The organism is Shimia aestuarii, from assembly GCF_022814865.1.
Classification (GTDB): Bacteria; Pseudomonadota; Alphaproteobacteria; order Rhodobacterales; family Rhodobacteraceae; genus Shimia; species Shimia aestuarii_A.
Map to the genome: position 1 here is coordinate 1 of NZ_JAKVRD010000022.1, position 26,367 is coordinate 26,367.

The 26,367-nt window shown below is 58.9% G+C and carries 26 protein-coding genes; 15 read left to right on the forward strand and 11 right to left on the reverse strand.

The genetic code is table 11. The annotated features are described in order from the left end of the window. Window positions 1-449 precede the first annotated feature (449 nt). Entirely contained in the window at window positions 450-1,595 is a 1,146-nt protein-coding gene (locus MK745_RS16645) for an MraY family glycosyltransferase (RefSeq protein WP_243614357.1), read from the forward strand. 14 nt (window positions 1,596-1,609) lie between these two features. On the opposite strand, the gene MK745_RS16650 is transcribed toward MK745_RS16645, so the two are convergent. After that, the gene (locus MK745_RS16650; protein ID WP_243614358.1) at window positions 1,610-1,978 is read right to left on the reverse strand and encodes a VanZ family protein; all 369 of its coding nucleotides are present in this window, start codon (window positions 1,976-1,978) and stop codon (window positions 1,610-1,612) included. 73 nt (window positions 1,979-2,051) lie between these two features. Then, on the reverse strand, window positions 2,052-2,864 hold the full coding sequence (gene bhcR / locus MK745_RS16655; protein ID WP_279391840.1) for an HTH-type transcriptional regulator BhcR: 813 nt from the start codon (window positions 2,862-2,864) through the stop codon (window positions 2,052-2,054). Between the two features lie 176 nt (window positions 2,865-3,040). On the opposite strand from bhcR, the gene bhcA reads away from it, so the two are divergent. From bhcA to bhcD, 4 genes are read left to right on the forward strand one after another with little or no spacing between them, the layout of a single operon-like run. Beyond that, window positions 3,041-4,213: an L-aspartate--glyoxylate aminotransferase BhcA gene (gene bhcA / locus MK745_RS16665; protein ID WP_243614359.1), complete on the forward strand. Its 1,173-nt coding sequence runs from the start codon at window positions 3,041-3,043 to the stop codon at window positions 4,211-4,213. Between the two features lie 2 nt (window positions 4,214-4,215). Beyond that, complete coding sequence (gene bhcB, locus MK745_RS16670) at window positions 4,216-5,184, forward strand: beta-hydroxyaspartate dehydratase BhcB (protein WP_243614360.1); 969 nt, start codon at window positions 4,216-4,218, stop codon at window positions 5,182-5,184. Then, window positions 5,181-6,341 (forward strand): 3-hydroxy-D-aspartate aldolase BhcC, encoded by a 1,161-nt coding sequence (gene bhcC / locus MK745_RS16675; protein ID WP_243614361.1) that lies wholly within the window; start codon window positions 5,181-5,183, stop codon window positions 6,339-6,341. Before bhcB ends, bhcC begins: the two co-directional genes overlap by 4 nt. Window positions 6,342-6,395: 54 nt before the next feature. Further along, complete coding sequence (gene bhcD, locus MK745_RS16680) at window positions 6,396-7,361, forward strand: iminosuccinate reductase BhcD (protein ID WP_243614362.1); 966 nt, start codon at window positions 6,396-6,398, stop codon at window positions 7,359-7,361. A gap of 5 nt (window positions 7,362-7,366) precedes the next feature. Here bhcD and MK745_RS16685 read toward each other — a convergent pair whose 3' ends face one another. Beyond that, window positions 7,367-7,867 carry a toxin-activating lysine-acyltransferase gene (locus MK745_RS16685; protein ID WP_243614363.1) on the reverse strand — a complete coding sequence of 167 codons (501 nt, stop codon included), beginning with the start codon at window positions 7,865-7,867 and terminating at the stop codon, window positions 7,367-7,369. An 86-nt stretch (window positions 7,868-7,953) separates the two neighbouring features. Between MK745_RS16685 and MK745_RS16690 the strand changes: the two genes are divergently transcribed. Beyond that, complete coding sequence (locus tag MK745_RS16690) at window positions 7,954-8,127, forward strand: hypothetical protein (protein ID WP_243614364.1); 174 nt, start codon at window positions 7,954-7,956, stop codon at window positions 8,125-8,127. 83 nt (window positions 8,128-8,210) lie between these two features. Then, window positions 8,211-8,384, forward strand: coding sequence for a hypothetical protein (locus tag MK745_RS16695; protein ID WP_243614365.1), 174 nt, complete (start codon window positions 8,211-8,213; stop codon window positions 8,382-8,384). A 150-nt stretch (window positions 8,385-8,534) separates the two neighbouring features. On the opposite strand, the gene MK745_RS16700 is transcribed toward MK745_RS16695, so the two are convergent. From MK745_RS16700 to MK745_RS16720, 5 genes are read right to left on the reverse strand one after another with little or no spacing between them, the layout of a single operon-like run. Then, window positions 8,535-9,194: a glutathione S-transferase family protein gene (locus MK745_RS16700; protein ID WP_243614366.1), complete on the reverse strand. Its 660-nt coding sequence runs from the start codon at window positions 9,192-9,194 to the stop codon at window positions 8,535-8,537. Further along, the gene (locus tag MK745_RS16705; RefSeq protein WP_243614367.1) at window positions 9,191-11,191 is read right to left on the reverse strand and encodes an acetyl-CoA carboxylase biotin carboxylase subunit; all 2,001 of its coding nucleotides are present in this window, start codon (window positions 11,189-11,191) and stop codon (window positions 9,191-9,193) included. The genes MK745_RS16700 and MK745_RS16705 overlap by 4 nt, the downstream gene beginning before the upstream one ends. A 17-nt stretch (window positions 11,192-11,208) precedes the next feature. Beyond that, the gene (locus tag MK745_RS16710) at window positions 11,209-12,363 is read right to left on the reverse strand and encodes an acyl-CoA dehydrogenase family protein (protein WP_243614368.1); all 1,155 of its coding nucleotides are present in this window, start codon (window positions 12,361-12,363) and stop codon (window positions 11,209-11,211) included. Window positions 12,364-12,374: 11 nt separating this feature from the next. After that, a complete protein-coding gene (locus MK745_RS16715; protein WP_243614369.1) occupies window positions 12,375-13,982 on the reverse strand; it encodes an acyl-CoA carboxylase subunit beta in 1,608 nt (535 codons plus the stop codon). 22 nt (window positions 13,983-14,004) lie between these two features. Then, entirely contained in the window at window positions 14,005-14,859 is an 855-nt protein-coding gene (locus MK745_RS16720; RefSeq protein WP_243614370.1) for a 3-keto-5-aminohexanoate cleavage protein, read from the reverse strand. Window positions 14,860-15,023: 164 nt separating this feature from the next. Between MK745_RS16720 and MK745_RS16725 the strand changes: the two genes are divergently transcribed. From MK745_RS16725 to selD, 7 genes are all read left to right on the forward strand, one after another. Continuing rightward, entirely contained in the window at window positions 15,024-16,175 is a 1,152-nt protein-coding gene (locus MK745_RS16725) for an acyl-CoA dehydrogenase family protein (protein ID WP_243614371.1), read from the forward strand. Between the two features lie 28 nt (window positions 16,176-16,203). Then, on the forward strand, window positions 16,204-16,806 hold the full coding sequence (locus MK745_RS16730) for a TetR/AcrR family transcriptional regulator (RefSeq protein ID WP_243614372.1): 603 nt from the start codon (window positions 16,204-16,206) through the stop codon (window positions 16,804-16,806). A 122-nt stretch (window positions 16,807-16,928) separates the two neighbouring features. Continuing rightward, window positions 16,929-17,831 carry a metal ABC transporter substrate-binding protein gene (locus tag MK745_RS16735; protein WP_431978983.1) on the forward strand — a complete coding sequence of 301 codons (903 nt, stop codon included), beginning with the start codon at window positions 16,929-16,931 and terminating at the stop codon, window positions 17,829-17,831. A gap of 66 nt (window positions 17,832-17,897) precedes the next feature. Further along, window positions 17,898-18,818, forward strand: a complete 921-nt coding sequence (locus tag MK745_RS16740; protein WP_411028171.1) for a manganese/iron ABC transporter ATP-binding protein — start codon at window positions 17,898-17,900, stop codon at window positions 18,816-18,818. Then, window positions 18,815-19,696: a metal ABC transporter permease gene (locus MK745_RS16745; RefSeq protein WP_243614373.1), complete on the forward strand. Its 882-nt coding sequence runs from the start codon at window positions 18,815-18,817 to the stop codon at window positions 19,694-19,696. Before MK745_RS16740 ends, MK745_RS16745 begins: the two co-directional genes overlap by 4 nt. Next, window positions 19,696-20,559: a metal ABC transporter permease gene (locus MK745_RS16750; protein WP_243614374.1), complete on the forward strand. Its 864-nt coding sequence runs from the start codon at window positions 19,696-19,698 to the stop codon at window positions 20,557-20,559. Before MK745_RS16745 ends, MK745_RS16750 begins: the two co-directional genes overlap by 1 nt. 74 nt (window positions 20,560-20,633) lie before the next feature. Next, on the forward strand, window positions 20,634-22,829 hold the full coding sequence (gene selD, locus MK745_RS16755) for a selenide, water dikinase SelD (RefSeq protein WP_347813660.1): 2,196 nt from the start codon (window positions 20,634-20,636) through the stop codon (window positions 22,827-22,829). Here selD and mnmH read toward each other — a convergent pair. The 3 genes from mnmH to MK745_RS16770 form a co-directional block, all read right to left on the reverse strand. After that, on the reverse strand, window positions 22,810-23,850 hold the full coding sequence (mnmH, locus tag MK745_RS16760) for a tRNA 2-selenouridine(34) synthase MnmH (protein ID WP_243614375.1): 1,041 nt from the start codon (window positions 23,848-23,850) through the stop codon (window positions 22,810-22,812). The two genes, selD and mnmH, sit on opposite strands and share 20 nt — an antisense overlap. A 64-nt stretch (window positions 23,851-23,914) precedes the next feature. After that, on the reverse strand, window positions 23,915-25,243 hold the full coding sequence (locus MK745_RS16765; protein WP_243614376.1) for an aspartate aminotransferase family protein: 1,329 nt from the start codon (window positions 25,241-25,243) through the stop codon (window positions 23,915-23,917). Then, a complete protein-coding gene (locus MK745_RS16770; protein WP_243614377.1) occupies window positions 25,240-25,380 on the reverse strand; it encodes a hypothetical protein in 141 nt (46 codons plus the stop codon). The genes MK745_RS16765 and MK745_RS16770 overlap by 4 nt, the downstream gene beginning before the upstream one ends. Window positions 25,381-25,474: 94 nt before the next feature. On the opposite strand from MK745_RS16770, the gene MK745_RS16775 reads away from it, so the two are divergent. After that, window positions 25,475-26,344 (forward strand): MurR/RpiR family transcriptional regulator, encoded by an 870-nt coding sequence (locus MK745_RS16775; RefSeq protein ID WP_243614378.1) that lies wholly within the window; start codon window positions 25,475-25,477, stop codon window positions 26,342-26,344. Window positions 26,345-26,367 lie beyond the last annotated feature (23 nt).

Here is a 26,367-nt window from a genome sequence, read left to right on the forward strand (position 1 = left end):
AGTCGAAGCTCTGAAGCAAGCCTTTGAAGTTGCAGGGCTTCAGGTCAGCGGGGCAATTTTGAACGCCTTTGATCCCAAGAAATCGAAGAGTGGTCAGTATTACTACTACAATTATAGGTATAGTTACACGAACCGGAAGGAATGAGGCGTCGCAGCGTCTCTCGGTCGAAGTATGAAGATCCTATACAGGGTTTTTGGTGCTCCGTGCTGAATAGACGTATGTTTGCGTCTTGCAATCTTTGGCTGTATCTTGAGCATGTGCGCGCTTGAGATGTATTTGAGTCGGATCCGACTCGTGGCCGGAATACGCTCATGATCCAAGGTGGGGTTGTGATCTTGGCCAAGGGTGTCGAAGGTGACACATAGACGACATTGAGAGGAGCTAAGCTGCTCTCGTTCACTGGGTGATTGTCAGTGATCAGGTTTGTAAGGCGGTTCAGAGTATAGTGATGTCAGAGTTTGGCGAGACCCATTTAACCCTATTCCTACCCGTGTTTCTCGCGGCTCTGGTCGTCTCTGGGGTGATCGTCCTCACACGAAGCGCGCATATTCATCGCACGGCCAAAGGGCACGCCGATCTCGAAATCCAGAGTGTCCATCAGCAGCCGACACCACGTGTCGGAGGTCTTGCCGTTGCGGCGGGTCTCTTTGTCGCCTCTTGTTTGCTCTATGAGGTCTATGGAAACTTGCTTAGCCTGGTCTTGGTGGCGGCGATCCCTATATTTTGCGCGGGTCTCCTAGAGGATATCGGATCCTATTCCAGCCCCCGGACGAGACTGTATGTGGCAATCCTGAGTAGTCTGACGATGGTTGTCTTTACCGGCCAGACCCTGAACTCAGGTCTCGCGCCTGGTCTCGATCAATTGCTTCAGGTTTTCGCTGTTGGTGCTCTCTTTACTGTTCTTGCCACTGTCGCAGTCTGTCATTCTTTCAACTTGGTTGATGGGATGAATGGTCTCGCGATCAGCGTCGCGTCGATTGCGGCTCTTGCTTTGGCGGCCATTGCATACAGCGTCGGGGACTTTCAGGTCGCAGCAATGTCAGGGGCCATTGCGTCCGCGGCGCTGGGCGTGTTCTTCCTGAATTTCCCCTATGGGCGTGTGTTCCTCGGAGACTCGGGTGCCTACCTACTAGGCTTTAGTGTCGCTTGGACCGGGGTCTTGTTGCTGTCTCGGAACCCGGACGTCTCGAGTTGGGCCGTTCTATTGACGATCTTTTGGCCTTTCATTGATACGACGGCTGCAGTCCAGCGACGTGTCTTGAAGCGTGTACCGATTAGCAAGGCTGACAGACTGCATTTCCATCACGTGGTGATGCGCGGACTCGAAGCGAGTCCTCAACTGGGTGTCAGCAAGCGGATCGCGAACCCTCTCACGACCTTCATTCTCTTGCCTTTCGTCGCGATCCCTGCCGGTCTTGGTGTCTTGACGGCGCAGGACAACAGGTTGGCGCTTCTTTGTTTATTGCTATGTGTGTGTGGATATTTCGCGATTAAAAGCGCGGTTATTCGCCATTTCCGTGAGGTCTCCAGAAGCGCGACTCTCCGGTACGTCTTCGATGGCTGGAAAGACGAGTCCGTCGATAGTTTCGGCTGAGATACCCTGCCGCGCTATCGCGTGATCCGGTGGATCGCTCTCCCGACCCAGGCGCCAAGACCAATCCCGACGCCATCCGCGACAAAATCAAGCCACTCGCCAGATCGTCCGACATAGGGCTGGATCAATTCTATCGCTCCGGCGAAAATTAAGGCGCTAACCATGAACCAAGTAAGCCGCTCCCTCGAGAAAAGCGCGCAGGGCAGGATCAAGGTTCCAAAAGCAATCAGGTGATAGACCTTGTCGATATGTGAGAGTGCCGGCGGCGGGCCTGAAACAGGCGTCAGAGTCAGCCAGGCAATGAGGGCGGCAAGCCCGAGCGTTGCGGCATCTACGCTTCGATGCCGGTTGAGGAATGGCATTGTGAATTTCGGCAAAGGCATGGTTTTCGGTTTCTAGAGTTTGGTGGCCCAAGGGGCAACAGGCGCGCGACACCCTTTCAGGCAGATCAGGATGCTATGCTCCCAAGGCGCTTGAGGCTTCTCGGGCCAGCGTGGCGACGATATCACCAACCTGATCAATGCGATCTCGGGTCAGGCGAAATCCCGGCCCGGAAACCGAGAGCCCTGCAACCGCTTCACCATAGGCATTGGTGATTGGCGCTGCGATACAACGCATCCCCTCATTCGCTTCCTCGTCATCAACGGCAAATCCCTTCGCCTGAATCGTCGAAAGCTCCTTGTCGAGAGCGGCGCGTTCAACGATCGTCTTGCTTGTTAGGGCAGGCATCCCATGGAGCGAAAGGATTGCGTCGAGCCGGTCAGCCGAGAGTCGTGACAACAGCACTTTTCCAATACCGGATGCATGCATGAGGCTAAGAGTTCCGGGCGCGAAGAAGGCGCGGATCGTTTCCGGGGTCTCGACTTGGCTCAGGAACATCACGCGCCCGTCTCGCTCGATGCCAAGGTTGGCCGTTTCCCCCGTTTCCCTCATGAGCCGTTGCATGATGGGACGCGTTGCGGTGAAGAGATTGGTACGGTTTAGGAAGGTCGATCCAATGCGAAATGCGCCGGGTCCGATGTTCCAGATTTGCAAGTTCTGATCAAAGCTCACGATATCATGTTGCAAGAAGGTTGACAGGACTCGGTAAGCGGTCGTTGGAGATTGCGCAGTACGCTCGGACAATTCCGTCAATGATGCGCCATCCTCTTCTGCCAAAGCGGCAAGAATATGCAGCGCGCGATCTAACGATTGTATCGTGTTCGCGTCGCTCTTTTCATAGAAGGCACGTGGGCGCCCACGGTTCCGCTTTTTTGTTTCATCTGTCATTGGATCGCTATCCTCAATGTTTTCGAAAAATTATTTCGGCAGAAGAAAAAATGCAAGGCAATGATAATAAATGAATAATCCTAGAGTCTACCAAAACGAAAAAATTTTTCGAAAAAATTGAAGACTGATGGCTGGGCTTGCTACTGATGCATGAACATCAAAAAGGCCGCTGTCCCATGTCAGATCAGAACCCCATATTCATCCCCGGACCGACCAATATCCCCGAGGCCATCCGTCGCGCTTGCGATATTCCGACTTTGGACCATCGCTCGACCCTGTTCCGCGATATCTTCTTTCCTGTCTTGGAGAACATTAAACGGGTGCTCAAGACGGAGACTGGCGAGGCCGTGATCTTCCCGGCGTCGGGGACTGGCGGTTGGGAGGCGGCGATCTGCAACACGCTGTCGCCAGGCGACGTTGTTCTTGCTTCCGATTTTGGCATGTTTTCCCGAAAATGGATCGACATGTGCATGCGCCACGGGCTCGAGGTGCGCCGCGCCGATGCAGATTGGGGGCAGGGGCTTCCTGTCGAAGCGTTTGCCGATGTCCTGCGTGCGGACCACGCGCATGAGATCAAGGCCGTACTTGCAACCCACAATGAGACCGCAACCGGGGTACGCTCTGACATCGCTTCGCTACGGGCCGCTTTGAATGAGGCCAAACACCCTGCGCTGCTCCTCGTGGATGGGGTGAGTTCCATCGCCTCCATGGATTTTCGCATGGATGAGTGGGGCGTCGATGTGGCGGTGACCGGAAGCCAGAAAGGATTCATGCTGCCCGCCGGGTTGGCGATTGTCGGTGTGAGCCCGAAAGCGATCGCTGCAATGGAACACGCGCGTCTGCCCCGGTTCTTTTTCGATTTCAGAGATATGCTCACGATGAACCCTTCGGCGGGTTACCCCTACACCCCTGCTGTTGGGCTTTTGAACGGGCTGAAGGCGTCTTCGGAGATGTTGCTAAGCGAAGGGCTCGAGCAGGTTTTCGCACGACACAAGCGTCTCGCCGAGGGGGTGCGGCGCGCCGTTCAGGCGTGGGAACTGCCGATCTTTGCGGCGGACCCAGCCCTCTACTCGGACACGGTGACGGCGATTGCCTTGCCCCAAGGGATCGACGGCAACGCGCTCGTGGCCCATGCAGATGAAACCTATGGCGTTTCCTTTGGTGCCGGGCTTGGCGAAGTGGCGGGACGAGTGTTCCGCATCGGTCATCTTGGAAAACTGACAGAGGTACAGGCTCTTGCGGGGATTGCCACCGCTGAAATGGCCTTGGCTGATTTCGACGTCCCAATTGTGCCGGGGGCTGGCGTGGCAGCTGCGCAGTCCTACTTCCGCAAGTCCAAAGGAGCGTAAGCATGACGATACCGTCTTTTCAGGATGCGCTCGACGCGCGTGAGCGGATCGCGCCCTATATCCATCACACGCCCGTTCTGACGTCGCAAAGATTAAACGCCGCAGCCGGAGCAAAGCTGTTCTTCAAATGCGAGAACTTTCAGAAGGCGGGCGCATTCAAGGTACGCGGAGCGTCCAATGCGGTGTTTGGCCTTAAGGATTGCGATGCTACGAAAGGGGTTGCGACACATAGCTCTGGCAACCACGCTTTGTCCCTCTCCTATGCGGCAGGACAACGCGGCATTCCCTGTCATGTCGTGATGCCACGCACTGCGCCGCAGGCGAAGAAAGACGCGGTTAGAGGATACGGTGGCCTCATCACCGAGTGCGAACCGTCGACGTCTTCGCGTGAGGCCGTGTTTGCCGAGGTGCAGGCCGACACCGGCGCGAACTTTGTCCATCCTTATAACGATCCACGCGTTATTGCAGGACAGGCGACATGCTCGATGGAACTACTCGAGCAAACAGAAGGTCTTGATGCGGTCGTCGCGCCGATTGGAGGTGGTGGGATGATTTCCGGCACCTGCCTGACGCTTTCGTCGCTTGCGCCAGACGTTGAGATTTATGCCGCCGAACCTACACAGGCAGACGATGCTGCACGTAGCTTCGCTGCGGGGCATATCATCGCTGACGATGCACCAGAGACCGTGGCTGATGGTCTCAAGGTGCCCCTGAAAGACCTGACATGGCATTTCGTCAAGAACCATGTCTCGGCGATTCCGACAGCCTCCGAACAGGAGATCGTCGACGCCATGAAACTGCTCTGGAAGTATCTGAAGATCGTCGTCGAACCATCTTCTGCTGTACCGCTAGCGACAGTTCTGAAGACCCCAGATACCTTTGCCGGCAAACGTGTCGGTGTCATTCTTACCGGTGGCAATGTCGATCTTGATCGCTTGCCTTGGATGCCTCAGCAAGGAGACTTCACATGACCGCAGATATCTATACTGACCTCGAGGTTGGCTACGATGTGCCTGCTCTTCCGGGTATGGCGGAGGGGGACATTCAAACGCCGTGCCTTGTCCTTGATCTCGATGCGTTGGAGCGCAACATCAAGAAAATGGGCGACTATGCCAAGGCGCACGGGATGCGCCATCGCGTGCACGGCAAGATGCACAAATCTGTGGACGTGGCCAAGCTTCAAGAGCGGCTCGGTGGCGCGGTTGGTGTATGTTGCCAGAAGGTCAGCGAAGCTGAGGTCTTCGCCCGCGGTGGCATTAAGGACGTCCTCGTCTCAAACCAAGTGCGTGATCGGGCAAAGATTGACCGTCTTGCCCGACTCCCGACGTTTGGCGCGCGAACCATTGTATGCGTCGATGATCTGGCCAACGTCGGTGACCTCTCCGAAGCAGCGCAGGCCCATCAGACGACAATCGAATGCCTTGTCGAGATCGACTGTGGGGCGGGGCGTTGTGGTGTGACGACGACCGAGGATGTCGTCGCGATTGCCAAGGCGATCAAAGCTGCTCCTGGCCTCGATTTCACCGGAATTCAGGCCTATCAGGGTGCAATGCAACATCTCGACAGCTATGCGGATCGACAGGCCAAGCTCGACGTTGCGATCGCCATGGTGAAGGATGCGGTTCAGGGGCTAAGAGACGCGGGGATCACCTGTGAACTCGTTTCTGGCGGCGGCACAGGGTCGTATTATTTCGAGGCGAACTCTGGTGTCTATAACGAGCTTCAATGCGGTTCTTACGCGTTCATGGATGCAGACTACGGGCGGATCCTTGATGCAGAAGGCAACCGCATCGATCAAGGTGAATGGGAAAATGCCTTCTTCATTCTGACCTCGGTCATGAGCCATGCCAAAGCCGATATCGCGATCTGCGATGCGGGTCTCAAGGCGCAATCTGTCGATAGCGGACTTCCTGTCATCTTTGGACGTGAGGACGTGACGTATGCGAAATGCTCTGATGAGCATGGTGTGATCTCTGATCCGCAGGGCGTTCTCAAGGTCAATGACAAGCTGCGTCTTGTGCCGGGACATTGCGATCCGACCGCCAATGTTCACGATTGGTATGTCGGTGTGCGCAACGGCAAGGTCGAAACCCTTTGGCCGGTCTCCGCACGCGGCAAGGCGTATTGATCCGCAAGGCACGTTGTCAAATCGGGCTTGTGAAATCTCAATAGGAAGAATCTGATGATCATCGTCCCAGAAAAGGATGTCGCGCGTTTCGTCGGTCGTGAAGATGCCTTTCGCGCCGTCGAGCAGGTCTTTGCCTCAATGGCTGCGCGTGAGGCTGGGAACTTCCCCGTGATCCGAGAAGCAATCGGTCATGCGGAGGCTCTCTATGGCTTCAAGTCTGGCTTTGATAAATCGTCACTGGCGCTTGGGTTGAAGTCCGGCGGCTATTGGCCGGGCAATGAGGCTAGGGGCCTGACCAACCACCAATCGACCGTCTTCCTGTTCGATGCCGACACCGGGCGCGTCAAAGCGGTCGTCGGCGGGAACTACCTCACCGCAGTGCGGACTGCAGCCGCCTCCGCTGTATCGATCGCGCATCTCGCGCGCGAGGATGCTCGGGTTCTCGGCATCGTCGGGGCCGGACACCAATCCGCGTTCCAACTCCGTGCCGCTGCGGAACAACGCCCTTTCGAGAAGGTCGTGGGCTGGAACCGCAGTCCTGAACGCCTGGTGCGCTTGGCTGAGGCGGCAGAAGAGATGGGTCTCCCCTTCGAGGCCGTTGATCTTGACGCTCTGGGCGCGCAGTCGGATGTGATTATCACGATCACATCGTCCTACGCCCCGATCCTCTCTGACGCACAGGTGCGACCAGGAACGCATGTGGCGTGTATGGGAACGGATACGAAAGGCAAGCAGGAGGTGGACGCCGGATTGGTTGCGGCGGCACGCGTCTTCACAGATGAGCACGCGCAAGCGGTGAGTATAGGCGAATGCCAGCACGCCATTCGCGACGGCCTGCTTCAAGAGAGGGCGATCACCGAATTGGGCGCGGTCATCAATGGCACCGCAAAAGGACGCCAGTCCGCGGAGGAGATCACGCTCTTCGATGGCACCGGTGTTGGACTACAGGATTTGGCCGTCGCAAACAGCGTCGTGTTGCGCGCGTCGGAAGCAGGAAGCGCCATAGAAGTTGAGTTCTAAGCGGCTTAATCGTCTTCACGGATTGACGGCAATCGTCGAAGAACGCGCACCTTCCCATCATGGCCAAAGGCAACAACCCGACGGTCTCCGTGGCGGGAGGGGCGCAGCACGTGAATCGGGTCATGATCCTTAAACAGGTCGCCCTTGATATCATCAACGACCTGCCGGTAGTGGCCGCCATTCGCGATCATGCTCAGCAGCCACAAGTCTTTCCCCGAAGTCCAAGCTGCAACATTGGGCAGGCGCCCTCGACTGAGGTATTCTTCTGTCATCTCGTCATTCAAGAACGCCCAGATCAACGCTGCAGACGGGCGCTCGTTCTGATCGAGATAGATACGATACTGCCCCGTCATTAGAGCCGCGTGCAGGATCGATATGGCCTGATCCAGCCGGTAGGCGCCAAAAGAGGGCGTCGTCGCAGCCAATAGGGCAAGCCTGCCCAAATCGCGGTCATAGTCAGCCGGGTTTTCTTTCGGATTGGCATTAAGGTAGGTGAGTTTGGTCACAGGACTATCAAAAACGCTTTGAGAATGAAGGAAGTTGGGGCAGGGTAGATGGACTAGTGCCAACGATAATTCATTGGAGAGCGAAAATGTATAGCAAAATGACCGCTGCGGCTGAGAGCGCCAAAGACCTCATCCAAAGCAGACCAAGATGGCCGAGCGAGATTGAAGACCTCAAGAAGGGACGGCGTATTGCTGAGCCGCTTTCGAAAGAGCAGTTCAAAGAACTGCTGACCATGACCGGTACGTCGCAGACGGCCTAAGGGGCGCTGGGCTGTTCCGTGCCTTGATGGCGCGCGGTTTGCTGTCCCTTTTGTCCGATCAAGAGATAATCAGGAGGAAAGTAATGTATACCAAAGTTAAAGAAGCTATTGAGAACTCTATCTCTCTCGAGAAAAGCGCGTTCAAGATCCCGCGCGAACTGGGCGATCTCAAGAAGGAAGTACGTATTACCGAGCCTCTGACCGAGGAACAGTATGAAGAGCTTCTGACCATGACAGGCCCGCCGCAGACGGCCTAAGGTTTTTCGTCCGATTACATCGATCTTGAACCGGCAGCGCGCTATCACACGCTGCCGGTTTTTCTTTGAAGGTTACAGATTTGGCGGTACTGGGCGCGATTGCCGTTCGCAGCCGAAAGCAGCCTAAAAGTGTGTCCTACGGCGATCTGCTCATCCGGGGCTCGGCAGTGCTGAGCCAGCACCGCTGGTATTCGCCTCCGCTTGCCGGGATTGCGCGCGCTTGAACCCGTCGCGATCCTTCAGTCGGTCAAGATAGGCGCGTGTTTGCGGCGCATAGTCTGAGGCCGCCCCGGTGAACTCTCCAAGGTAAAGCGCATAGCCCACTGCGATATCTGCGACCGTGAAGCGATCCGCGACAAGCCATTCCCGACCGTCAATATGCTGATCGAGCCACCTTAGCCGCGCGAGGTACCATGCCCGATAGTCCCCGGCGACCTGTGGCTGTTTGCGCTCGTCCGGCTCAAAGACGCCGTAGCGCAGCATGAGCGCTTGCGGAAATGTAAGCGTTGCGTCGCTTTGATGTAGCCAGTTGAGATAGGCGCCATAGTCGGGATGATTTGAGGCAACGGACAGATTTGGCGCATAGCGATCTGCGAGGTATTGGCACATCGCGGCGCTCTCGGTCATACTGGTTTTTCCGTCCTTGAGGAATGGCACGGTGCCCAGTGGATTCACATCAAAATAGGGTTTGTGAAAGGCGCGCGGTGGGAAAGGAAGGACCACAAGGTCATAGTCCAGTTCCATTTCCTCCAAGGCCCAGAGCGGTCGAAAAGAACGGGCATCCAGACAATGCCATAGGGTAACGGTCATACGTGTGACTCCGATGAATCTGTGGCGTCGGGTGAAACAGTCGCAAGAAGCTGGCGCATCCGGACTTGATCTCCTTCGCGGATTGGTAGCTCTGAAAGAGTGCCGTCGATATCTGCTTTGATGGGATGTTCCATCTTCATCGCTTCAAGAACCGCGAGGGTTTGACCCCTTGCAACCCGCTCACCGGGTTTGGCGCGCAATGCAACGATTGCGCCATCCATGGGGGCCAAGAGGCGCCCGCTTCCCGTGGCTCGCGCGCTGGCCTTCGGGGCATGGGTGATGTTCTCGAAGTGGACCGCCCCAGAAGGAGTCTCAAGGTGTAGAATATCGCCATCTAGGACGAACGAGCGCTTACGGCGCACGCCGTCCAACATATAGATACATTGGTGGTCTCCCACCTCGACAAGGTCGAGGCTGACTTTTCCCGCATCGCTTTGCACTTCGTATGAGAGCGTGTCCCTCTCGCGCACAACTGAGAGGTTTAGCGCGACCTCTCCAGTCTCGCTCCGGAAACGATAGCGCCAAGGTGTGGCTGGCGTGTTTCGCCAATCTTGCAAGTCCTGATGAGCGGCCCTTGTGGAAGTATGGGTGAGAGCTGTGGCCAAAGCACAGCTTTCCATATCCGGCGCAACAGCGCGCAATGTGGTGTCCTCCGTAAAGACGGACCCTAGGAAGTCGGTGGTCGCTTCGCCCTCGGCGAATGTCGGGTGACGCAAGACTTTCGCTAGGAACGCGAGGTTGTTCCGCACGCCAAGCAAAGATGTCTCCTCGACCGCGCGCGCAAGCTTGCGCCGGGTGTCCTCGCGGGTCGCGCCCGATGCCACGAGCTTGGCAAGCATCGGGTCGTAGTGCGATGAGACCGCTTGACCGGTCGCGATACCGCTATCCATCCGCAGCCCCGGTCCTTCGGCAGGCTGCCAATGCAAAATAGGCCCGGTCTGCGGCAAGAACCCGTTCTGTGGATCTTCCGCGTACAAGCGTACTTCCATGGCCCAGCCAGAGAAGGTGATCTCGTCTTGTGCAAGGGGCAGGGTCTCTCCCTGCGCCACACGAAGTTGCCACTCGACAAGGTCGAGACCGGTGATCGCTTCGGTGACAGGATGTTCGACCTGGAGGCGTGTATTCATCTCGAGGAAGTAGAACGCGCCCTCGGTATCGACGAGGAATTCCACCGTGCCTGCGCCGCGATAGTCACAGGCTCGCGCCGCATCAACCGCCGCCGCCCCCATTTTCGCGCGCAACTTCGGGGTGACGAACGGAGAGGGCGCTTCTTCGACGACCTTCTGGTGACGGCGTTGAATAGAGCAATCGCGTTCGCCAAGATGCACGACATTGCCTTGGGCATCGGCAAAGACCTGAATCTCGATATGGCGGGGGCTAAGCACGGCGCGTTCGAGGATCAACTCGTCCGAACCGAAGGCAGAAAGCGCCTCTGAGCGGGCGGCCACAAGGTTCTCGGCAACCTGAGACGGTTCCGTTACGATCCGCATGCCGCGTCCGCCTCCTCCGGCGGAGGCCTTGATCATCAAGGGAAATCCGATACGCGCGGCTTCTTCGAGAAGCGTGTCATCCGATTGATCCGCGCCTTGGTAGCCCGGCACACAGGGCACGCCCGCCTCAAGCATTGCGAGCTTGGAGAGGCGTTTCGACCCCATGAGCGCGATGGCTTCCGGGGAGGGGCCAATAAAGACCAGCCCGGCCTCGCCGCAGGCACGCGCGAAATCCGCGTTCTCAGACAGGAACCCGTAGCCGGGATGCACAGCCTCGGCACCAGTGCTGCGCGCCGCGTCGAGGATGGCCTCGGGGTTCAGATAGCTCTCCCCGACCGCGGCAGCACCAATCAGCACCGCTTCGTCGGCAGCCTGCACATGTGGTGCGTCCTTGTCGGCCTCTGAGTAGACTGCAACCGTGCGAAACCCTAAATCATGGGCAGTGCGGATCACCCGCATAGCGATCTCGCCGCGATTGGCGATCAGGATCTTGTCGAACCTCGTCATTTTGCGCTCCCTAGATCCTAGCCGCGCCCTGGCGCGATCCCCATCAGCTTGCAGATGATGCCTTGCATGATCTCATCCGCACCGCCGCCAATCGGCACGATGCGCAGATCGCGGTAGAGCTGGTTCACGAGACTGTCCTCAACATATCCCATCCCGCCCCAGAACTGCAGGCATTGATCGGGGATCGTGCGCGTCAGGCGCCCAGCCTTGAGCTTTGCCATCGACGCCAGAAGCGTGACATCCTGCCCGGCAACATACGCCTCGGTCGCACGGTACGTGAGCGCACGTAGAGCCTCGACCTCGGTCTGCATCTCTGCGAGCTGGAAATGCACCATCTGATTGTCGAGGATCGAACGTCCAAAGGCTTTGCGGTCTCGCGTGTACTCGATGGTTGAACTTACACAGAGCTCGAGCCCCTTGATCGTCATCGCGGCGCCGAAGAGGCGCTCCTCCTGGAACTGCTGCATCTGGTAGGTAAAGCCCATGCCTTCCTCACCGATGCGAAACCGTTTCGGCACGCGCACGTTGTCAAAGAACACCGGGGCTGTGTCTGATCCACGCATACCAAGTTTCTTGAGCTTTGCGCCGGTGCTCACACCTGGCGTGTCGGCAGGCACAATAATGAGGGATTTGTTCCTGTGCCGATCCGCATCGCCGGTATTGGCGAGCACACAGAAGAAATCCGCCTGTGTCGAATTGGTAATCCACATCTTTTGGCCGTTGATGATGTAGTCGTCCCCATCGCTCTCGGCACGGGTCTTGATAGCGGCGACATCGGATCCCGCATGTGGCTCCGAAACGGCGATCGAAGCGATCTTCTCGCCGCTGATAGCAGGCGTCAGGAACTCATCGCGCAATGCGTCGCTGCCGTGCAGGGCAAGCGCCGGGGTGGCCATGTTGGTATGTGCCCCCACCGCCATGCCGATGGCACCAGCGCGCGCGCCGCCAATCTCCTCGGCAAAGATGGTCTCAAAGCTATAGTCGAGCGCCAGCCCGCCATTGGCCTCGGGACGCGAAATACCCAGAAGGCCGAGCGCGCCAAGCTTGGCAAAGATGTCGTGTAGCGGCATCGCGCCTTCTTTTTCCCAAGCCTCGCAATGCGGGTTGATTTCAGTTTCGACAAAACGTCGGACCGTTTCGCGCAGGTCTTTCTGTTCCTGTGACTCGAGCATGGTGTCCTCCCTCAGAACCGTGCGATGCCAAAACTATTGGCGTTGAGATCCCGCCGCTCGGCGCAGCGGCAGATGTCGAGAACGTAGGCCAGGATGCGCCGCGTATCGCGCGGATCAATCAGGCCGTCGTCTTCCATTCGTGCGGTAGAGGCGAGCGCGGAGGTCTGGGCCTCCATCATGTCGCGGGTTTGGGCTTCCATCGCCGTGAGCTTCGCCTCGTCCACTGCGCCTGCCTTGGCCATCTTTGCCTCGGCCACGATACGCAGGACCATTCCAGCCTGCGCCCCGCCCATGACCGCGGTGCGGCTATTGGGCCATGAGAACAGGAAGCGCGGATCAAAGCCGCGACCGCACATAGCATAGTTCCCGGCGCCATAAGAGCCGCCAACATTGATTGAGATCTTCGGTACTTTCGCGTTGGCCACCGCTTGGATCATCTTCGAGCCATGTTTGATGATGCCGTTCCTCTCGGGATCGGTGCCGACGAGAAAGCCGGTGATATTGTGCAAGAACAGGATTGGGATACCCGCCTGTTCACAAAGCTGGATGAACTGCCCACCCTTCGCCGCGCCCGGCGCGGTGATCGGTCCGTTGTTGGCAATCACCCCACAGGGCTGCCCCTCGATACGAATATGGCCACAGATTGTCTGGGCGTCATATTCGGGTTTGAAATCGAGGAAGTCCGAGCCGTCCGCGATCCGCGCAATGATCTCGCGACAATCATAAGGTTGTTTCGGATCGGCGGGCACCACGCCAACAAGCTCTTCGGCGGAGAACTTCGGTTCGCTGAAACCAGTGTTGGTGTTGTGCGCCGATTGCCAGCCGAGATTGGCGAGAATGTCGCGTGCAATGCGGATGCCGTCGGCATCGTCCTCGGCAAGGTAGTCTCCGACGCCCGAGATCTGCGTATGCATCTCTGCACCACCAAGCTCTTCATCCGTCGCAACCTCGCCCGTCGCGGCCTTGAGGAGGGGCGGGCCGGCGAGGTAGGTCGTTGCCTGCTGCTTCACCATGATGATGTAATCCGAGAGGCCCGGTTGGTATGCGCCACCCGCCGTCGCCGAGCCATGCACGACCGTGATTTGCGGCAGACCCGCCGCCGACATGCGCGCTTGATTGGCAAAGGCGCGTCCGCCCTCTACGAACATTTCCGCCGCATGAGCAAGGTTCGCACCGCCCGATTGCGCAAGTGTCACCACGGGGAGCTTGTTCTCGAGCGCGATCTCCTGAAGCCGGAGTTTCTTGCGCAGGCCCACGGGAGAGATCGTGCCGCCTTTGATCGCAAAGTTATCGACGATGACAACGGCCCGCGTCCCCGATATGTAACCGATCCCCGCGATACAGCCTGCACCCGCGCCGGTGCCATCCTTATCGTCGAACATTTTGTAGCCTGCGAGTGCGCTTAACTCGAGAAAGGGAGACCCGGAATCCAAGAGAAGATTGAGCCGGTCTCGCGGCATGAGGTTGCCGCGTTTCTCGTATCTCGGGCGTGCAGCCTCGGCGGCCTCTTCGACCTTTGCTTCTATGGCGCGGAAGTGATCGACATGAGCCTGCATCGCCTCGGCGTTGGCGTGGAACTCGGGCGAATGCGGGTCAAGGAGGCTCTCGAGTTTCGGCATGTGGGTCTCTCCTGAAAACGGTTCAGAGGAACAGGGCGCGGGCCTCGTCCGGTGAGGCGATGCTACGACCGGACTCTTCGGCGATCTTGGCAAGCGCCTCGATCAAGGGTCCATTGCCTGAGGTGCGGCTCCCGTCGGGGAGGTAGAAGGTATCCTCAACCCCTGTGCGCAGGTGGCCGCCCAACTCGGCGACCCGGCGGTGCACAGGCCAGATTTCCTGACGCCCGATCAATGTCGCCTGCCATCGCGCGTCCTTGGCCATGTATTTGCGCAGGAGCGGCAGGAGCTCCGCGTCGCAGGGCATGCCCGAGGCGACGCCCATCACGAGGTTGATATCGGCCTGATCGACAAGGTCAACTTGCCGGAACATCTCGACCGAGCGCACGATCCCAAGGTCGAAGCACTCGAACTCGGGCCGCGTGCCTGTTTCGCGCATTACAGCGAGCAGCTCCTCAATCTTCTCTACCGGGTTCTGGAAGAGCATTGGCGGCCAGGCCCAGCTTCCGTCGGATTTGGCTTTGAGGTAGTTGAGGCTCCCGGCGTTGCAGGCGGCGATTTCGGGTTTCGCGGCCCTGAGGCAGGCGATCGGGCCGCTTTGGTCGCTATCCATGGTGCCGGTGGTGAAATTCAGGATCACGCCGGGGCAGGCGGCGCGCACCGCGTCTGCGATCTCGGTGGCGACAGACGGATCCCATGACATGAGATGCCCCTTGCCCGGTTCCTGCTGGCGGAAATGCATGTGAATGACGGAGGCCCCGGCATCATAGGCCTCGCGCGACGCCTGCGCCATTTCCTCCGGAGTGACGGGGACCGGGTGTTGCTTTGGGTTGGTAAGGACGCCCGTGACGGCGCAGGTGATAACGACTTTGTCTGACATTGCTTTCCCTCCCACGGAACCAGCAGGACGCAACGGCGATTCCCGGTTGATCTTGCCATCAGGGTAAAGTTCAAACAGTATACCAAGCAAGCGCTTGGTTGGGAATCTTTCTATGACGTTGGGTCACAGCTGGGTGCGGGTTTGTGTGAAAGGAATGATGGCCGATGTCCCTGAGCTATTTCAACGAGACCCACGAGATGGTGCGCGATGCCGCGCGGCGCTTTGTCGAACGCGAGGTGAAACCCTACGTAGATGATTGGGAAGAGGCCGGGCACTTTCCGCGCGACCTATATGAAAAGGCCGGTGCGCTCGGTCTTCTTGGCATTGGTTATCCAGAAGACATTGGTGGCTCAGGTGGCGACGTGTTTCAGAAGGTTGCTTGGATCGAAGAGTTGATGCGTGCGGGGTCAGGTGGTCTTGCCGCGAGCCTTGGGTCACTCGATATCGGCTTGCCGCCGATGGTGCGCTTTGGGTCAGAGGATTTGCGGCGCAAGGTCGTGCCACAGGTACTCTCGGGCGAGAAGATCGCGGCCCTTGCAATCACCGAGCCTGGCGGCGGCTCGGATGTCGCCAACCTCCAGACCAAAGCCCACCGCGAGATGGTCAATGGGCGAGAGGTTTTCGTCGTCAATGGTGCCAAGACCTTTATCACGAGCGGCTGTCGTGCGGATTTCTACACGGTCGCGGTGCGCACGGGCGCGGAAGGCTATGGTGGTGTGAGCCTCCTGCTTGTGCCGCGCGAGACACCGGGGTTTTCAGCAAGCGCACCGCTTCGCAAGATGGGTTGGTGGGCGTCCGACACTGCGGAGTTGAGCTTTGAGAACTGCGTCGTGCCGGTCGAAAACCTCATTGGGGAAGAGAACCAAGGCTTCCGCATCATCACATCCAACTTCCAATCAGAGCGCCTGACACTTGCTGTCATGGCGAACATGACCGGGGAACTCGCCTTTGAGGCGGCGCGCGCGTATGCACAAGAACGAAAGGCCTTTGGCGCAGCCCTGACAGCGCATCAAACCATCCGCCACAAGCTTGCCGATATGGCGACGTTGCTCGAAGCGAGTCGCGAGTTTACCTACCGCTGCGCCGCTCGGATGGAGGCCGGAGAGGTGATCTTCAAGGAAATTTCCATGGCCAAGAACGTCGCCACAGATATGTGCGACAAGGTGACATATGACGCTGTGCAGATCCTTGGCGGCATGGGGTATATGCGCGAGACACTGGTCGAGCGGCTCTATCGCGATGCGCGCATTCTATCGATCGGTGGTGGCACGCGCGAGATCATGAACGAGATCATTGCGAAACAACTCTCTCTATGAGGGACAGGCACAGGATGGAGATGCGTCTATGAAAGCGGAGCAGTCAAAGGCGAATGCAAAGACGTCGCACGCAGCGCCAAGCGCTGCGAAGCGCCGCATTCTCGACGCGGCTGCGCGGCTCTTCCGACAACATGGGTTTGCCCGCTGCACGGTGCGAGAACTGGCTGAAGAGGTGGGGATTCTGTCGGGGAGCCTATTTCACCACTTCCGGAGCAAAGACGAGATCCTCTTTGCTGTCATGGAAGAGGTCATCCTCGAGATGGATCGTGCGTTGGAAGAAGGCTTGGGGCGTGCTGAGACCTCCGAGGCGCGTATCCGCGCACTCGTTCATAATCAGTTGCACTTTACCCATGGCCCGCGCGCCGATGCGACGGCGGTGCTCGTGCATGAATGGAACGCGCTTTCGCCTGAGGGGCAGGCGGATCTTCTGAAGCGCCGGGATCGCTACTTCGCGCGCTGGCACGCAGTTTTTATTGAGGCCAAGGTCGAGGGCCTTGTCGATGTCGAGCCGACCGTGCTGCGTCAGTTGCTGCATGGCGCGGTTGTCTGGACCGCCTACTGGTATGATCCGAATGGAGCGATGAGCCTCGAAGAGCTCGAAGAATCCGCGTTGTCGCTCGTGCTCAAGTAAACAGCAATCATGAGGGTGGGTGGATGTTTTTGAGAATCGTTCGCATTTAGCTTGACAGTTGCGAGTGATTTGCATTTACAGTGCGCAAAGATCGTCTATATTTCGACTGAAAGGAAACGCGCATGTCTCAATCTCTCTTAAAGGCAGCCACGCTCGCTGCTGCTCTGACAGCCACGGCTGGCATTGCAGTTGCGGAAGACAAGATGAAGGTGGTTACGACCTTCACGGTACTCGCTGATATGGCCGCCAACGTGGCGGGCGATGCGGCGGAGGTGGTCTCGATCACCAAGCCAGGCGCCGAAATCCACGGCTATGAGCCGACACCGCGCGACATCGTGCGCGCCTATGATGCAGACCTGATCCTGTGGAACGGGATGAACCTCGAGCTCTGGTTCGAACAGTTCCTTGCAAACCTTGGTGATATTCCCTCTGCGACGCTGAGCGACGGGGTCGACCCAATTCCGATCGCCGAAGGCTCTTACGAGGGCAAACCCAACCCACACGCTTGGATGGGGCTCGACAATGCGCTGATCTATGTCGACAACATCGCGACTGCATTCGCAGAGCAGGATCCGCAGAACGCGGAGCTCTACCAAGCCAATGCCAAAGCCTACAAAGACAAGATCCGCGCCACGATCGAACCGCTTCGCGAATCTGTCAGCGCCATCCCCGACCAGCAACGCTGGCTTGTCACCTGTGAAGGCGCGTTCAGCTATCTGGCGCGAGACTTCGGTATGAAAGAGCTCTATCTCTGGCCGATGAACGCCGATCAGGTCGGTACGCCGCAACAGGTGCGCGCGGTGATCGACGGGGTGCGCAGCAACGAGATCCCGGTGGTCTTTTGCGAAAGCACGGTCAACACGGCCCCGGCCAAGCAGGTCGCGCGCGAGACGGGTGTCGCCTATGGGGGTGAGCTCTATGTCGATAGCCTGAGCGAGGCCGACGGCCCTGTGCCAACCTATCTGGACCTTCTGACCGTCACTTCGCGCACAGTCTCGGATGGGCTTGCGGCGGCCATGAACTAAATCTCCTGCGCGGCACCGGTACCATAATGAAACGGCGCCGCGCACATACGAAGACAGGACGACCAAATGCTAGACGCCAAGACCGCTTCCGTTGAGCCGATGGAGGACAGCACCCACGCGGCAGGGATATCCGCTCGTGACGTGACGGTGACCTATCGCAACGGCCACACCGCCATGTGGAACGCAAGCTTTGAAATCCCGCGTGGCACGGTCACGGCGCTTGTTGGGGTGAACGGGTCCGGGAAATCTACGCTCTTCAAGGCAATCATGGGTTTTGTGCCTGCCGCAAAAGGCGATATCCGCATCCTCGGCATGAGCGTCCGTGACGCGCTGCGCAAGAACCTTGTTGCCTATGTGCCGCAAGCCGAAGAGGTCGACTGGGCCTTTCCGGTGTTGGTGGAAGATGTGGTGATGATGGGGCGCTATGGGCATATGGGTTTTCTGCGCCGTCCGAGCGCGAAAGACCATGCAATGGTCGATCAGGCCTTGGGGCGGGTCAATATGCAGGATTTCCGCCACCGCCAGATCGGCGAGTTGTCCGGTGGCCAACGTAAGCGCGTCTTCCTTGCCCGTGCGCTCGCGCAGGACGGGCAAGTAATTCTGCTTGATGAGCCGTTTACAGGCGTGGATGTGAAAACAGAAGATCAGATCGTTGCGCTTCTGCGCGAGCTGCGCGACGAAGGTCGTGTCATGCTGGTTTCGACCCACAACCTCGGCTCCGTGCCTGAGTTCTGTGATCGGACGGTCTTCGTCAAAGGCACAGTGTTGCGCTATGGTCCGACGGAAACCACCTTCACACGCGAAAATCTTGAGGAAGCCTTCGGCGGCGTCCTGCGTCACTTCACCCTTGGCGGCACGGACTTGCACGAGGATGAAGACGCGCGCTCGGTCACAATCCTGACCGATGACGAACGCCCCTTCGTCCAATATGGCGACAAGACCCGGACTCAGGAAGACGGCCCGACCGAGCCGGAGGGCGGCGCATGATTGACCTCATGCTCGAGCCGTTTTCCTACGGCTACATGACCAACGCCATGTGGGTCTCTGCCCTTGTCGGCGGGGTTTGTGCCTTCTTGTCGGCCTATCTCATGCTCAAGGGCTGGTCCTTGATCGGCGACGCTCTCTCGCATTCCGTCGTGCCAGGGGTGGCCGGGGCCTATATGCTCGGACTTCCCTTCGCACTCGGCGCGTTTATCGCGGGCGGTTTGGCCGCTGGGGCTATGTTGTTTCTCACGGAGCGCTCGGGCCTCAAGGTTGACGTGATCATCGGGCTGATCTTCACGTCCTTTTTTGGCCTTGGTCTCTTCATTGTCTCCATCAACCCAATGTCGATCTCAATTCAGACGATCACTATGGGCAATATCCTGGCCATCACTCCAGAAGATACCCTGCAGCTCGCGGTGATCGGGTTTGTCTCCCTCGCTGTGCTTTTGGCCAAATGGAAAGACCTCATGGTGACGTTCTTTGATGAAAGCCATGCGCGCGCGATTGGCTTACGTCCGGGGCTGCTCAAGGCCATATTTTTTATTCTCTTGTCGGCCTGCGTCGTTGCGGCAATGCAAACGGTCGGCGCTTTTCTCGTGATTGCGATGGTCGTCACACCGGGCGCGACCGCCTATCTCTTCTGTGACCGCTTCCCGCGCTTGATCGTCCTGTCGGTCTTGATCGGCACCCTGACAAGCTTCTTCGGCGCCTATATCAGTTACTTCCTCGATGGCGCGACAGGGGGCATTATTGTCACCTTGCAGACGCTGATCTTCCTTGCGTCCTTCGTCTTCGCTCCCAAGCACGGTCTCCTTGCCGCGCGACGCAAGGCCGAACAGGCGCTACGCAGTGGACCGAACACCACTCAGGAGGCATCGTGATGGAATACGATCTCGCCATGGCGCTCATGCCGTTCAAATTTCCCTTTATGCAGAACGCTTTCCTGATCTCGATGATCGTGGCGATCCCAACGGCGCTCCTGTCCTGCTTCCTCGTCCTCAAGGGCTGGGCACTGATGGGCGACGCAGTGAGCCACGCGGTCCTGCCGGGCATCGTCCTTGCCTATATACTTGGTATTCCGCTCATTGTTGGCGCCTTTGCCGCCGGAATGTTCACCGCGGTCGCGACCGGTTACCTCGCGGGCAATAGCCGGATCAAACAGGATACCGTGATGGGCGTCGTCTTTTCCGGCATGTTCGGGATCGGCATCGTTCTGTTCGTCTCGGTCGAAACCAATGCGCATCTCGATCATATCCTCTTTGGCAATATGCTAGGTGTCGGATCGGGCGATCTCTGGACCGCCGGGCTGATCTCGCTCGCGGTCGGCCTTATCCTGGTGGTGAAGTGGAAGGACTGGCTCCTGCATAGCTTCGACCCGGCTCAGGCACAGGCCTCCGGTCTCTGGGTCCATTGGTTGCACTACGGCATGCTTGCTGCGCTGTCCCTAACCATTGTCGCGACTCTCTCCGCGGTCGGACTTATCCTCGCCATCGGTCTCCTGATCGCGCCCGGCGCGATTGCCTTCCTGCTCGTGCGCAAGTTCTCGACCATGCTCTGGGTGGCAGTCGTGGTCTGTATGTCCTCGATGCTCGCAGGCACGTATCTGAGTTTCTTCCTCGATAGCGCACCGGCACCGACCATTGTTTTGATTCTTACTGTGCTCTTCATCATCGCCTTCATGCGCCGCCAAGTGCTCACGCGGCGCACCACGCGACAGGGAACCGAGACGCCCCAAGAGGGCTAAGCGCGACGCTACGGCCGCTGGCATGGGGTTGTGGGATCGGGTAAACACGAGGGGTTCAAACGCCGGGAGACACGATGCATATGCAGGCCCCTTTGCCCCTGACCCGTGATCTCGTGTTGATTGGCGGAGGCCACACCCACGCGCTCGTTGCGCGCATGTGGGGTATGAAACCGCTTCCCGGCACCCGTGTGACGATCATCAACCCCGGCCCGACCGCGCCCTATTCTGGCATGTTGCCGGGCCATATCGCGGGACACTACAGCCGTCAGGAACTCGATATCGATCTGGTGCAGCTTGCCCGCTTTGCTGGGGCTCGCCTGATCCTTGGTGCGGCGACGGCGATCGATCCTGTTAAGAATCTCATACATGTCGAGGGCCGGGGCGAGATCGCCTATGACGTGGCCTCGATCGATGTTGGCATCCACGCCGAGATGGCGAGCTTGCCGGGTTTTGCAAACCACGCCACAGGGGCCAAGCCGCTCGATCAATACGCGACGCGCTGGCAGGCCTTCCTTGCCCAAGCGGTGGCGGGCGACGTGGCCCCGGAGGTCGCCGTGATCGGAGGCGGCGTCGCAGGAATGGAACTCGCGCTTGCTATGTCGCATGCGCTGCGACAAGATCTTGGTGAGGCGCGCGTTTCTGTCGTCGAAGCCAGCACCGAAATCGCCGGAAAGAACCGGCCCGCTGCCGCGCTTTTGACCAAAGCCGCCGAAAAGGCGGGTATCGCGCTGCATACCAATGCCGAAGTATCCCGGATTGGGCCGAAGACCGTCTCGCTGGCCGATGGTACAGAGATCGCGAGCCGATTTACCGTTGGCGCGGCAGGGGCTTTCGCGCACGGCTGGCTCTCCGAAAGCCCTTTGCCCCTGACTGCGGATGGCTTTGTACTGGTCGAGCCGTCCTTGCGTGTGGAAGGTTGTGATGGCCTCTTTGCGACCGGCGATTGCGCCCATATGAGGCACGCGCCACGCCCCAAGGCCGGGGTCTTTGCAGTGCGCGCTGCGCCTGTTCTGCGCGACAACCTCGTGGCGGCGCTTTCGGGTGGGACGTTGAAGCCCTTCAAGCCGCAAAAGGACTATCTCAAATTGATCTCGCTTGGCGGCAAGAAAGCCCTTGCCGAAAAATGGGGGCGGACGATCTCTGGCCCTGGCCTCTGGGGTTGGAAGAATCGCATCGACCAGAAATTCATGGAGCAGTTCCGCAGCCTGCCAAAGATGAAACCACCTGCGCTTCCCGCCCCCGTGACTCTCGGCGTGGCAGAAGAATTGCAGGGAACAGGAAAACCCCTCTGTGCGGGATGTGGCGCGAAGGTTGCACCGGGCGCTCTGAGCGCTGCCTTGGAACAGGTCACACAAACGAGTCGCACGGATGTGCTTTCCGGCCCCGGCGATGATGCGGCGATCCTGTCGATAGGAGGAAAGCGCCAAGTCTTGACAACAGATCACTTGCGCGCCTTTACCGAGGATACTGGCCTCTTTGCACGTATCGCGGCGCTACACGCGCTGGGCGATATCTGGGCGATGGGCGCCAAGCCGCAGGCCGCGCTCCTCTCTATCACCTTGCCGCGTATGTCCGAGCCGCTACAAAGCCGAACCATGGCCGAGATCATGCGCGCCGCGCAGGAGGTGCTTGGTCGTGAAGGGGCCGAGATCGTCGGTGGTCACTCGACCATGGGGGCCGAGATGACCCTCGGATTGACCCTGACCGGTCTTTGTAACCGCGACCCGATCACCAATGCAGGCGCGCGTCCCGGAGATGTTCTTCTCCTGACCCGCCCCCTCGGCAGTGGCGTGCTGTTGGCGGCCGAGATGCAGGGCGAAGCGGACGGGAGCGATATCGCCTCACTTCTCGACATCTTGGCTACCCCCCAAGCCGACGCCGCGGCGTGTTTGGCCGAGGCGCACGCAATGACTGACGTAACTGGGTTTGGCCTTGCAGGGCATCTTCTCGCGATGTGCCGCGCCTCTGGGGTACGCGCGAGCGTGGGTCTTGATGATCTACCGATTTACGAAGGGGCGCTGGACCTTGCGGAAGAGGGGCACCGCTCCTCTATCTATGATGCCAATCTCGCCGCCGCACCGGTGATCAACGCGCATGACGCCCGCGCAGTCTTTCTGCATGATCCTCAAACCGCTGGCGGCCTGCTCGCGGCCCTTGCGCCCGAGGTGGCCGAAAGGGCATTGGCGTCTCTACAGGCCGCAGGTCATTCTGCCGCGATCATCGGGACCATCGACGAAGGCGCGCCCGAAATCATCTGCCGTGAGACGTGATAATGCGCGCTGCCGTCTTGGAAAGCTCGGCCTCCGAAAGGCTCTCAAGTGCGATCGTCTCAGAAGGTTCTTGCCGTGAGATGCGCGCATACCTCGGGTCATAATGCGCCTCAATAAGCTGTTGCGCCAGTGACGCGAAAGCGCCCGCCTTGGCGAGCGCACGCCACGCATCAACCTGCTCATGCCCATGATACCGCACCAGCATCCCAAGCACAGCGTCGAGCTTTTCGTGATCCTCGATCATATCCGGGTAGGCATTCAGCAAATGCGCTGCCCGTGCTGTGACCGGCGCGGCAAGAGCGATCGACCGCGCTTCGGTCATCGGCTTCCAAAGGCTCGGCGGCAGGATGAGACGCCCGATCTTTGAGCTTTCCGCCTCGACGTAGACCGGCTTCGATGGATCGAGACCGGCAAGCGTCATGGCAAGATGGCTTTCAAAGGATTTTTGAGACGGCTGTGTTTTCCCCATCGGGCCGAAAAGCGACCCACGATGCTCTGCCATTGCCTCAAGATCAAGAACCTGGCCGCCTTGCTCTGCAATATGGCCCAAGAGGCGCGTCTTCGCCGTTCCCGTGCCGCCATCAATGAGGACAACCTCATGCGGGAGCGGATCGTCATAAAGCGCGCGCACGACGAGGCGGCGATAGCTTTTGTAGCCACCTTCCAACACATCCGCGCGCCAACCGACCTGTTGCAGGATCGAGGTGAAAGACCCCGACCGCTGACCGCCGCGCCAGCAATAGACCAAGGGCCGCCAGCCGCCCGAACGATCCGCGAGCGGCCCCTGTAAATGCGCCGCCGCGTTGCGCGCGACAAGCGCCGCGCCAATCTTGCGGGCAAGGAACCGATCCTCTTGCACATAGATCGTGCCAACCTTCGCGCGTTCTTCGTTGGAAAGAACCGGCAGGCTGATCGCGCCCGGTACGTGGTCCTCTGCAAACTCTGCGGGCGAGCGCACATCTATGATGTCCTCAAAAGGCAGGGCGGTGAGGTCGGAGAGAGAGGCGATCTTGACGGGCATGGAAACCAGGTGAGGACAGAGTGTCCCCCGTCCTAGCGCGATTTCCCACGTCGCACCAGACGCGTTACCCTTGGAGCGCGTCGGGCGCGATCGCCGTTTTCAACGCATCGACAATCAGCCCGATATGCGCCTCTTCCATGATAAAGGGCGGCGCGAGGAGGATGTGGTTGCCCCGTTTGCCATCAAGCGTGCCCCCCATCGGATAACAGATCAGCCCCGCGTCGAACGTCCGCGCCTTGATCCCATCTTGGATCTTTAGGTTTGGATCAAAGGGTTCTTTGCTGTCGCGATCTTCTACGAGCTCGATTCCGATGAAGAGCCCGCGCCCGCGAATGTCCCCCACATGAGGATGATCCTCAAAAGCGTCGTCAAGGGCTGTGCGGAGTTTTTCGCCCATCGGGGCCACGCGCTCGGCGACGCCCTGATCAACAAGACGGTTCAACACGGCCAGCCCCGCCGCCGCCGCAGTGGGGTGCCCTAGGTAGGTGTGGCCATGCTGGAAAAAACCGCTGCCGTCGCGAATGCAATCATAGATTTCGCCGGTGCAGAGCATCGCACCAATCGCCTGATACCCCGCGCCAAGCCCCTTCGCGATGGCGCAGATATCGGGCGCAACGTCGTCCTGTTCACAGGCAAAGAGCGTCCCAGTGCGCCCCATCCCACACATCACCTCGTCAAGGATCAGAAGGATGCCATAGCGGTCGCAAATCTCACGGATACGCTTGAAATACCCCGGGGCAGGGGGCACTGCGCCCGCCGTCGCACCGACCACCGGCTCGGCGACGAAGGCGAGGACATTTTCCGCGCCTAGTTCCTCGAGCTTTGCTTCAAGTTCGTTGGCGACCCGTAGCCCATAGGCCTCGAGGCTCTCGCCCGGCTCTTGTCCGCGATAGGCAAAGCAGGGGGCGATGTGATGTGTTTCCATGAGGAGGGGCGCAAAGGGTTCGCGCCGCCATGCATTGCCACCGGTCGCAAGCGCGCCGAGCGTGTTGCCGTGATAGCTTTGTCGCCGCGCGATGATATGACGGCGGTTCGGTTCGCCCTTCTCGAGCATGTATTGCCGGGCGAGTTTAAGGGCGCTTTCCATCGCCTCCGATCCGCCAGAGACGAGATACACCCGTTCTAGCCCCTCCGGCGCATTCTCGATGAGCTTATCCGCAAGTGCCTCTGCCGGAGCCGAGGTAAAGAAACTTGTATGGGCAAATGCCACTTGGTCGACCTGTCCCTTGATGGCGGCGATCACCTCAGCGTCGGAATGTCCAAGGCAAGAGACCGCCGCGCCGCCGGACCCGTCGAAATAGGCTTTGCCGGTCGTGTCGTAGAGAAATGGACCCTCACCATGCGAAACGACGGGCGGATGTTTGTGGCAGTGACGGGGAAAAATGTGGCTCATGTCTCAAAAACCTTGTTGAGCTTGGGGGGCGGAGCAGGATTTGCGTAACAAGCAATACCGAGGAAAATCTGGGCAACCCGTTGAAAAAACAGGTCTCTTTCTTCAGGATAGGTGAGGCGATCTGCGGCTGCCAGCATGGCGCGCGAACTCCGTTTGCTCACGTGAAACAAATGTTTCTGTTGTTGACTTGAAATAATACGGATGGAAAATGCGAGTCAATAGGAGGGATTCGTGAACCTGTCTGCTCGGATCGAAGACCGAATTGCTGATTCATACGCCGACCTCAGCGCCAAGCTGAAGGATGCGGCAGACTATGTCGTGGCCAACCAGATGGATGTGGCGGCACGGTCTCTGCGCTCGGTCTCGGCGGCAAGCGGTGTTTCCCCTGCAACGCTCTCGCGCCTTGCGCGGACCCTTGGGTTCGACACCTACGAGGACATGCGCGAGCTGTGTCGCGGAGCGATGGGCGGACGCGCGATGTCTTTCTCGGAGCGTGCGGAACGCCTCAAGCTCGACAAGGATGAGGGCGCCACCTTCCTTCAGCGTCAGTCCGGAGCCTGCATCTGGAACATCACTGATCTGGCAGAAACCGTAGACCGCGCGCGCCTCGAGGCTGCTGTCGATGCTCTTGCGGAGGCGCGCAACGTGGTGCTTTTTGGCGCGCTGAGTTCGACGGGAATCGCGGAATACATGGCTTATCTCGCCAACTATTTCTGCACCAACTGGACGCTGGCCGGACGTATGGGGGCTTCGCTTGGGGCCTCCCTTTCGTCACTGGACGAAAACGATGCGCTTCTTGTTGTGACCAAGACACCCTATGCCTCACGCGCGATTTTTGCGGCTGAAATGGCCCGTGCGGCGGGGGCGCAAACCATCGTATTGACCGACAGCCATACCTGTCCGGCTTTACAACATGCGTCTTTCTCGTTCATCGTACCCTCAGAGAGCCCGCAGTTCTTCTCCTCCTACGCGGCGACCTTGGTCCTGATGGAGACGATGATCGCCATGCTTGTGGCGCGGTCAGGGGAAAGCGCCAGCCAAAGAATACGGGATGTAGAAGCCCGGAACCGTCGCCTCGGGGAATTCGGGGCGCTCGAATAAGCGATTTCGCAATCAACAAAGTC

Coding starts and splice junctions, on each gene's coding strand:
- MK745_RS16750 (WP_243614374.1), top strand. CDS start 19,696: ATGGAATACGATCTCGCCATGGCGCTCATGCCGTTCAAATTTCCCTTT.
- MK745_RS16715 (WP_243614369.1), bottom strand. CDS start 13,982: ATGCCGAAACTCGAGAGCCTCCTTGACCCGCATTCGCCCGAGTTCCAC.
- MK745_RS16765 (WP_243614376.1), bottom strand. CDS start 25,243: ATGAGCCACATTTTTCCCCGTCACTGCCACAAACATCCGCCCGTCGTT.
- MK745_RS16735 (WP_431978983.1), top strand. CDS start 16,929: ATGTCTCAATCTCTCTTAAAGGCAGCCACGCTCGCTGCTGCTCTGACA.
- MK745_RS16725 (WP_243614371.1), top strand. CDS start 15,024: ATGTCCCTGAGCTATTTCAACGAGACCCACGAGATGGTGCGCGATGCC.
- mnmH (WP_243614375.1), bottom strand. CDS start 23,850: ATGCCCGTCAAGATCGCCTCTCTCTCCGACCTCACCGCCCTGCCTTTT.
- MK745_RS16690 (WP_243614364.1), top strand. CDS start 7,954: ATGTATAGCAAAATGACCGCTGCGGCTGAGAGCGCCAAAGACCTCATC.
- MK745_RS16730 (WP_243614372.1), top strand. CDS start 16,204: ATGAAAGCGGAGCAGTCAAAGGCGAATGCAAAGACGTCGCACGCAGCG.
- bhcB (WP_243614360.1), top strand. CDS start 4,216: ATGACGATACCGTCTTTTCAGGATGCGCTCGACGCGCGTGAGCGGATC.
- bhcR (WP_279391840.1), bottom strand. CDS start 2,864: ATGACAGATGAAACAAAAAAGCGGAACCGTGGGCGCCCACGTGCCTTC.
- MK745_RS16740 (WP_411028171.1), top strand. CDS start 17,898: ATGCTAGACGCCAAGACCGCTTCCGTTGAGCCGATGGAGGACAGCACC.
- MK745_RS16700 (WP_243614366.1), bottom strand. CDS start 9,194: ATGACCGTTACCCTATGGCATTGTCTGGATGCCCGTTCTTTTCGACCG.
- MK745_RS16710 (WP_243614368.1), bottom strand. CDS start 12,363: ATGCTCGAGTCACAGGAACAGAAAGACCTGCGCGAAACGGTCCGACGT.
- bhcC (WP_243614361.1), top strand. CDS start 5,181: ATGACCGCAGATATCTATACTGACCTCGAGGTTGGCTACGATGTGCCT.
- MK745_RS16770 (WP_243614377.1), bottom strand. CDS start 25,380: ATGCTGGCAGCCGCAGATCGCCTCACCTATCCTGAAGAAAGAGACCTG.
- selD (WP_347813660.1), top strand. CDS start 20,634: ATGCATATGCAGGCCCCTTTGCCCCTGACCCGTGATCTCGTGTTGATT.
- MK745_RS16650 (WP_243614358.1), bottom strand. CDS start 1,978: ATGCCTTTGCCGAAATTCACAATGCCATTCCTCAACCGGCATCGAAGC.
- MK745_RS16705 (WP_243614367.1), bottom strand. CDS start 11,191: ATGACGAGGTTCGACAAGATCCTGATCGCCAATCGCGGCGAGATCGCT.
- MK745_RS16695 (WP_243614365.1), top strand. CDS start 8,211: ATGTATACCAAAGTTAAAGAAGCTATTGAGAACTCTATCTCTCTCGAG.
- bhcD (WP_243614362.1), top strand. CDS start 6,396: ATGATCATCGTCCCAGAAAAGGATGTCGCGCGTTTCGTCGGTCGTGAA.
- MK745_RS16645 (WP_243614357.1), top strand. CDS start 450: ATGTCAGAGTTTGGCGAGACCCATTTAACCCTATTCCTACCCGTGTTT.
- bhcA (WP_243614359.1), top strand. CDS start 3,041: ATGTCAGATCAGAACCCCATATTCATCCCCGGACCGACCAATATCCCC.
- MK745_RS16720 (WP_243614370.1), bottom strand. CDS start 14,859: ATGTCAGACAAAGTCGTTATCACCTGCGCCGTCACGGGCGTCCTTACC.
- MK745_RS16745 (WP_243614373.1), top strand. CDS start 18,815: ATGATTGACCTCATGCTCGAGCCGTTTTCCTACGGCTACATGACCAAC.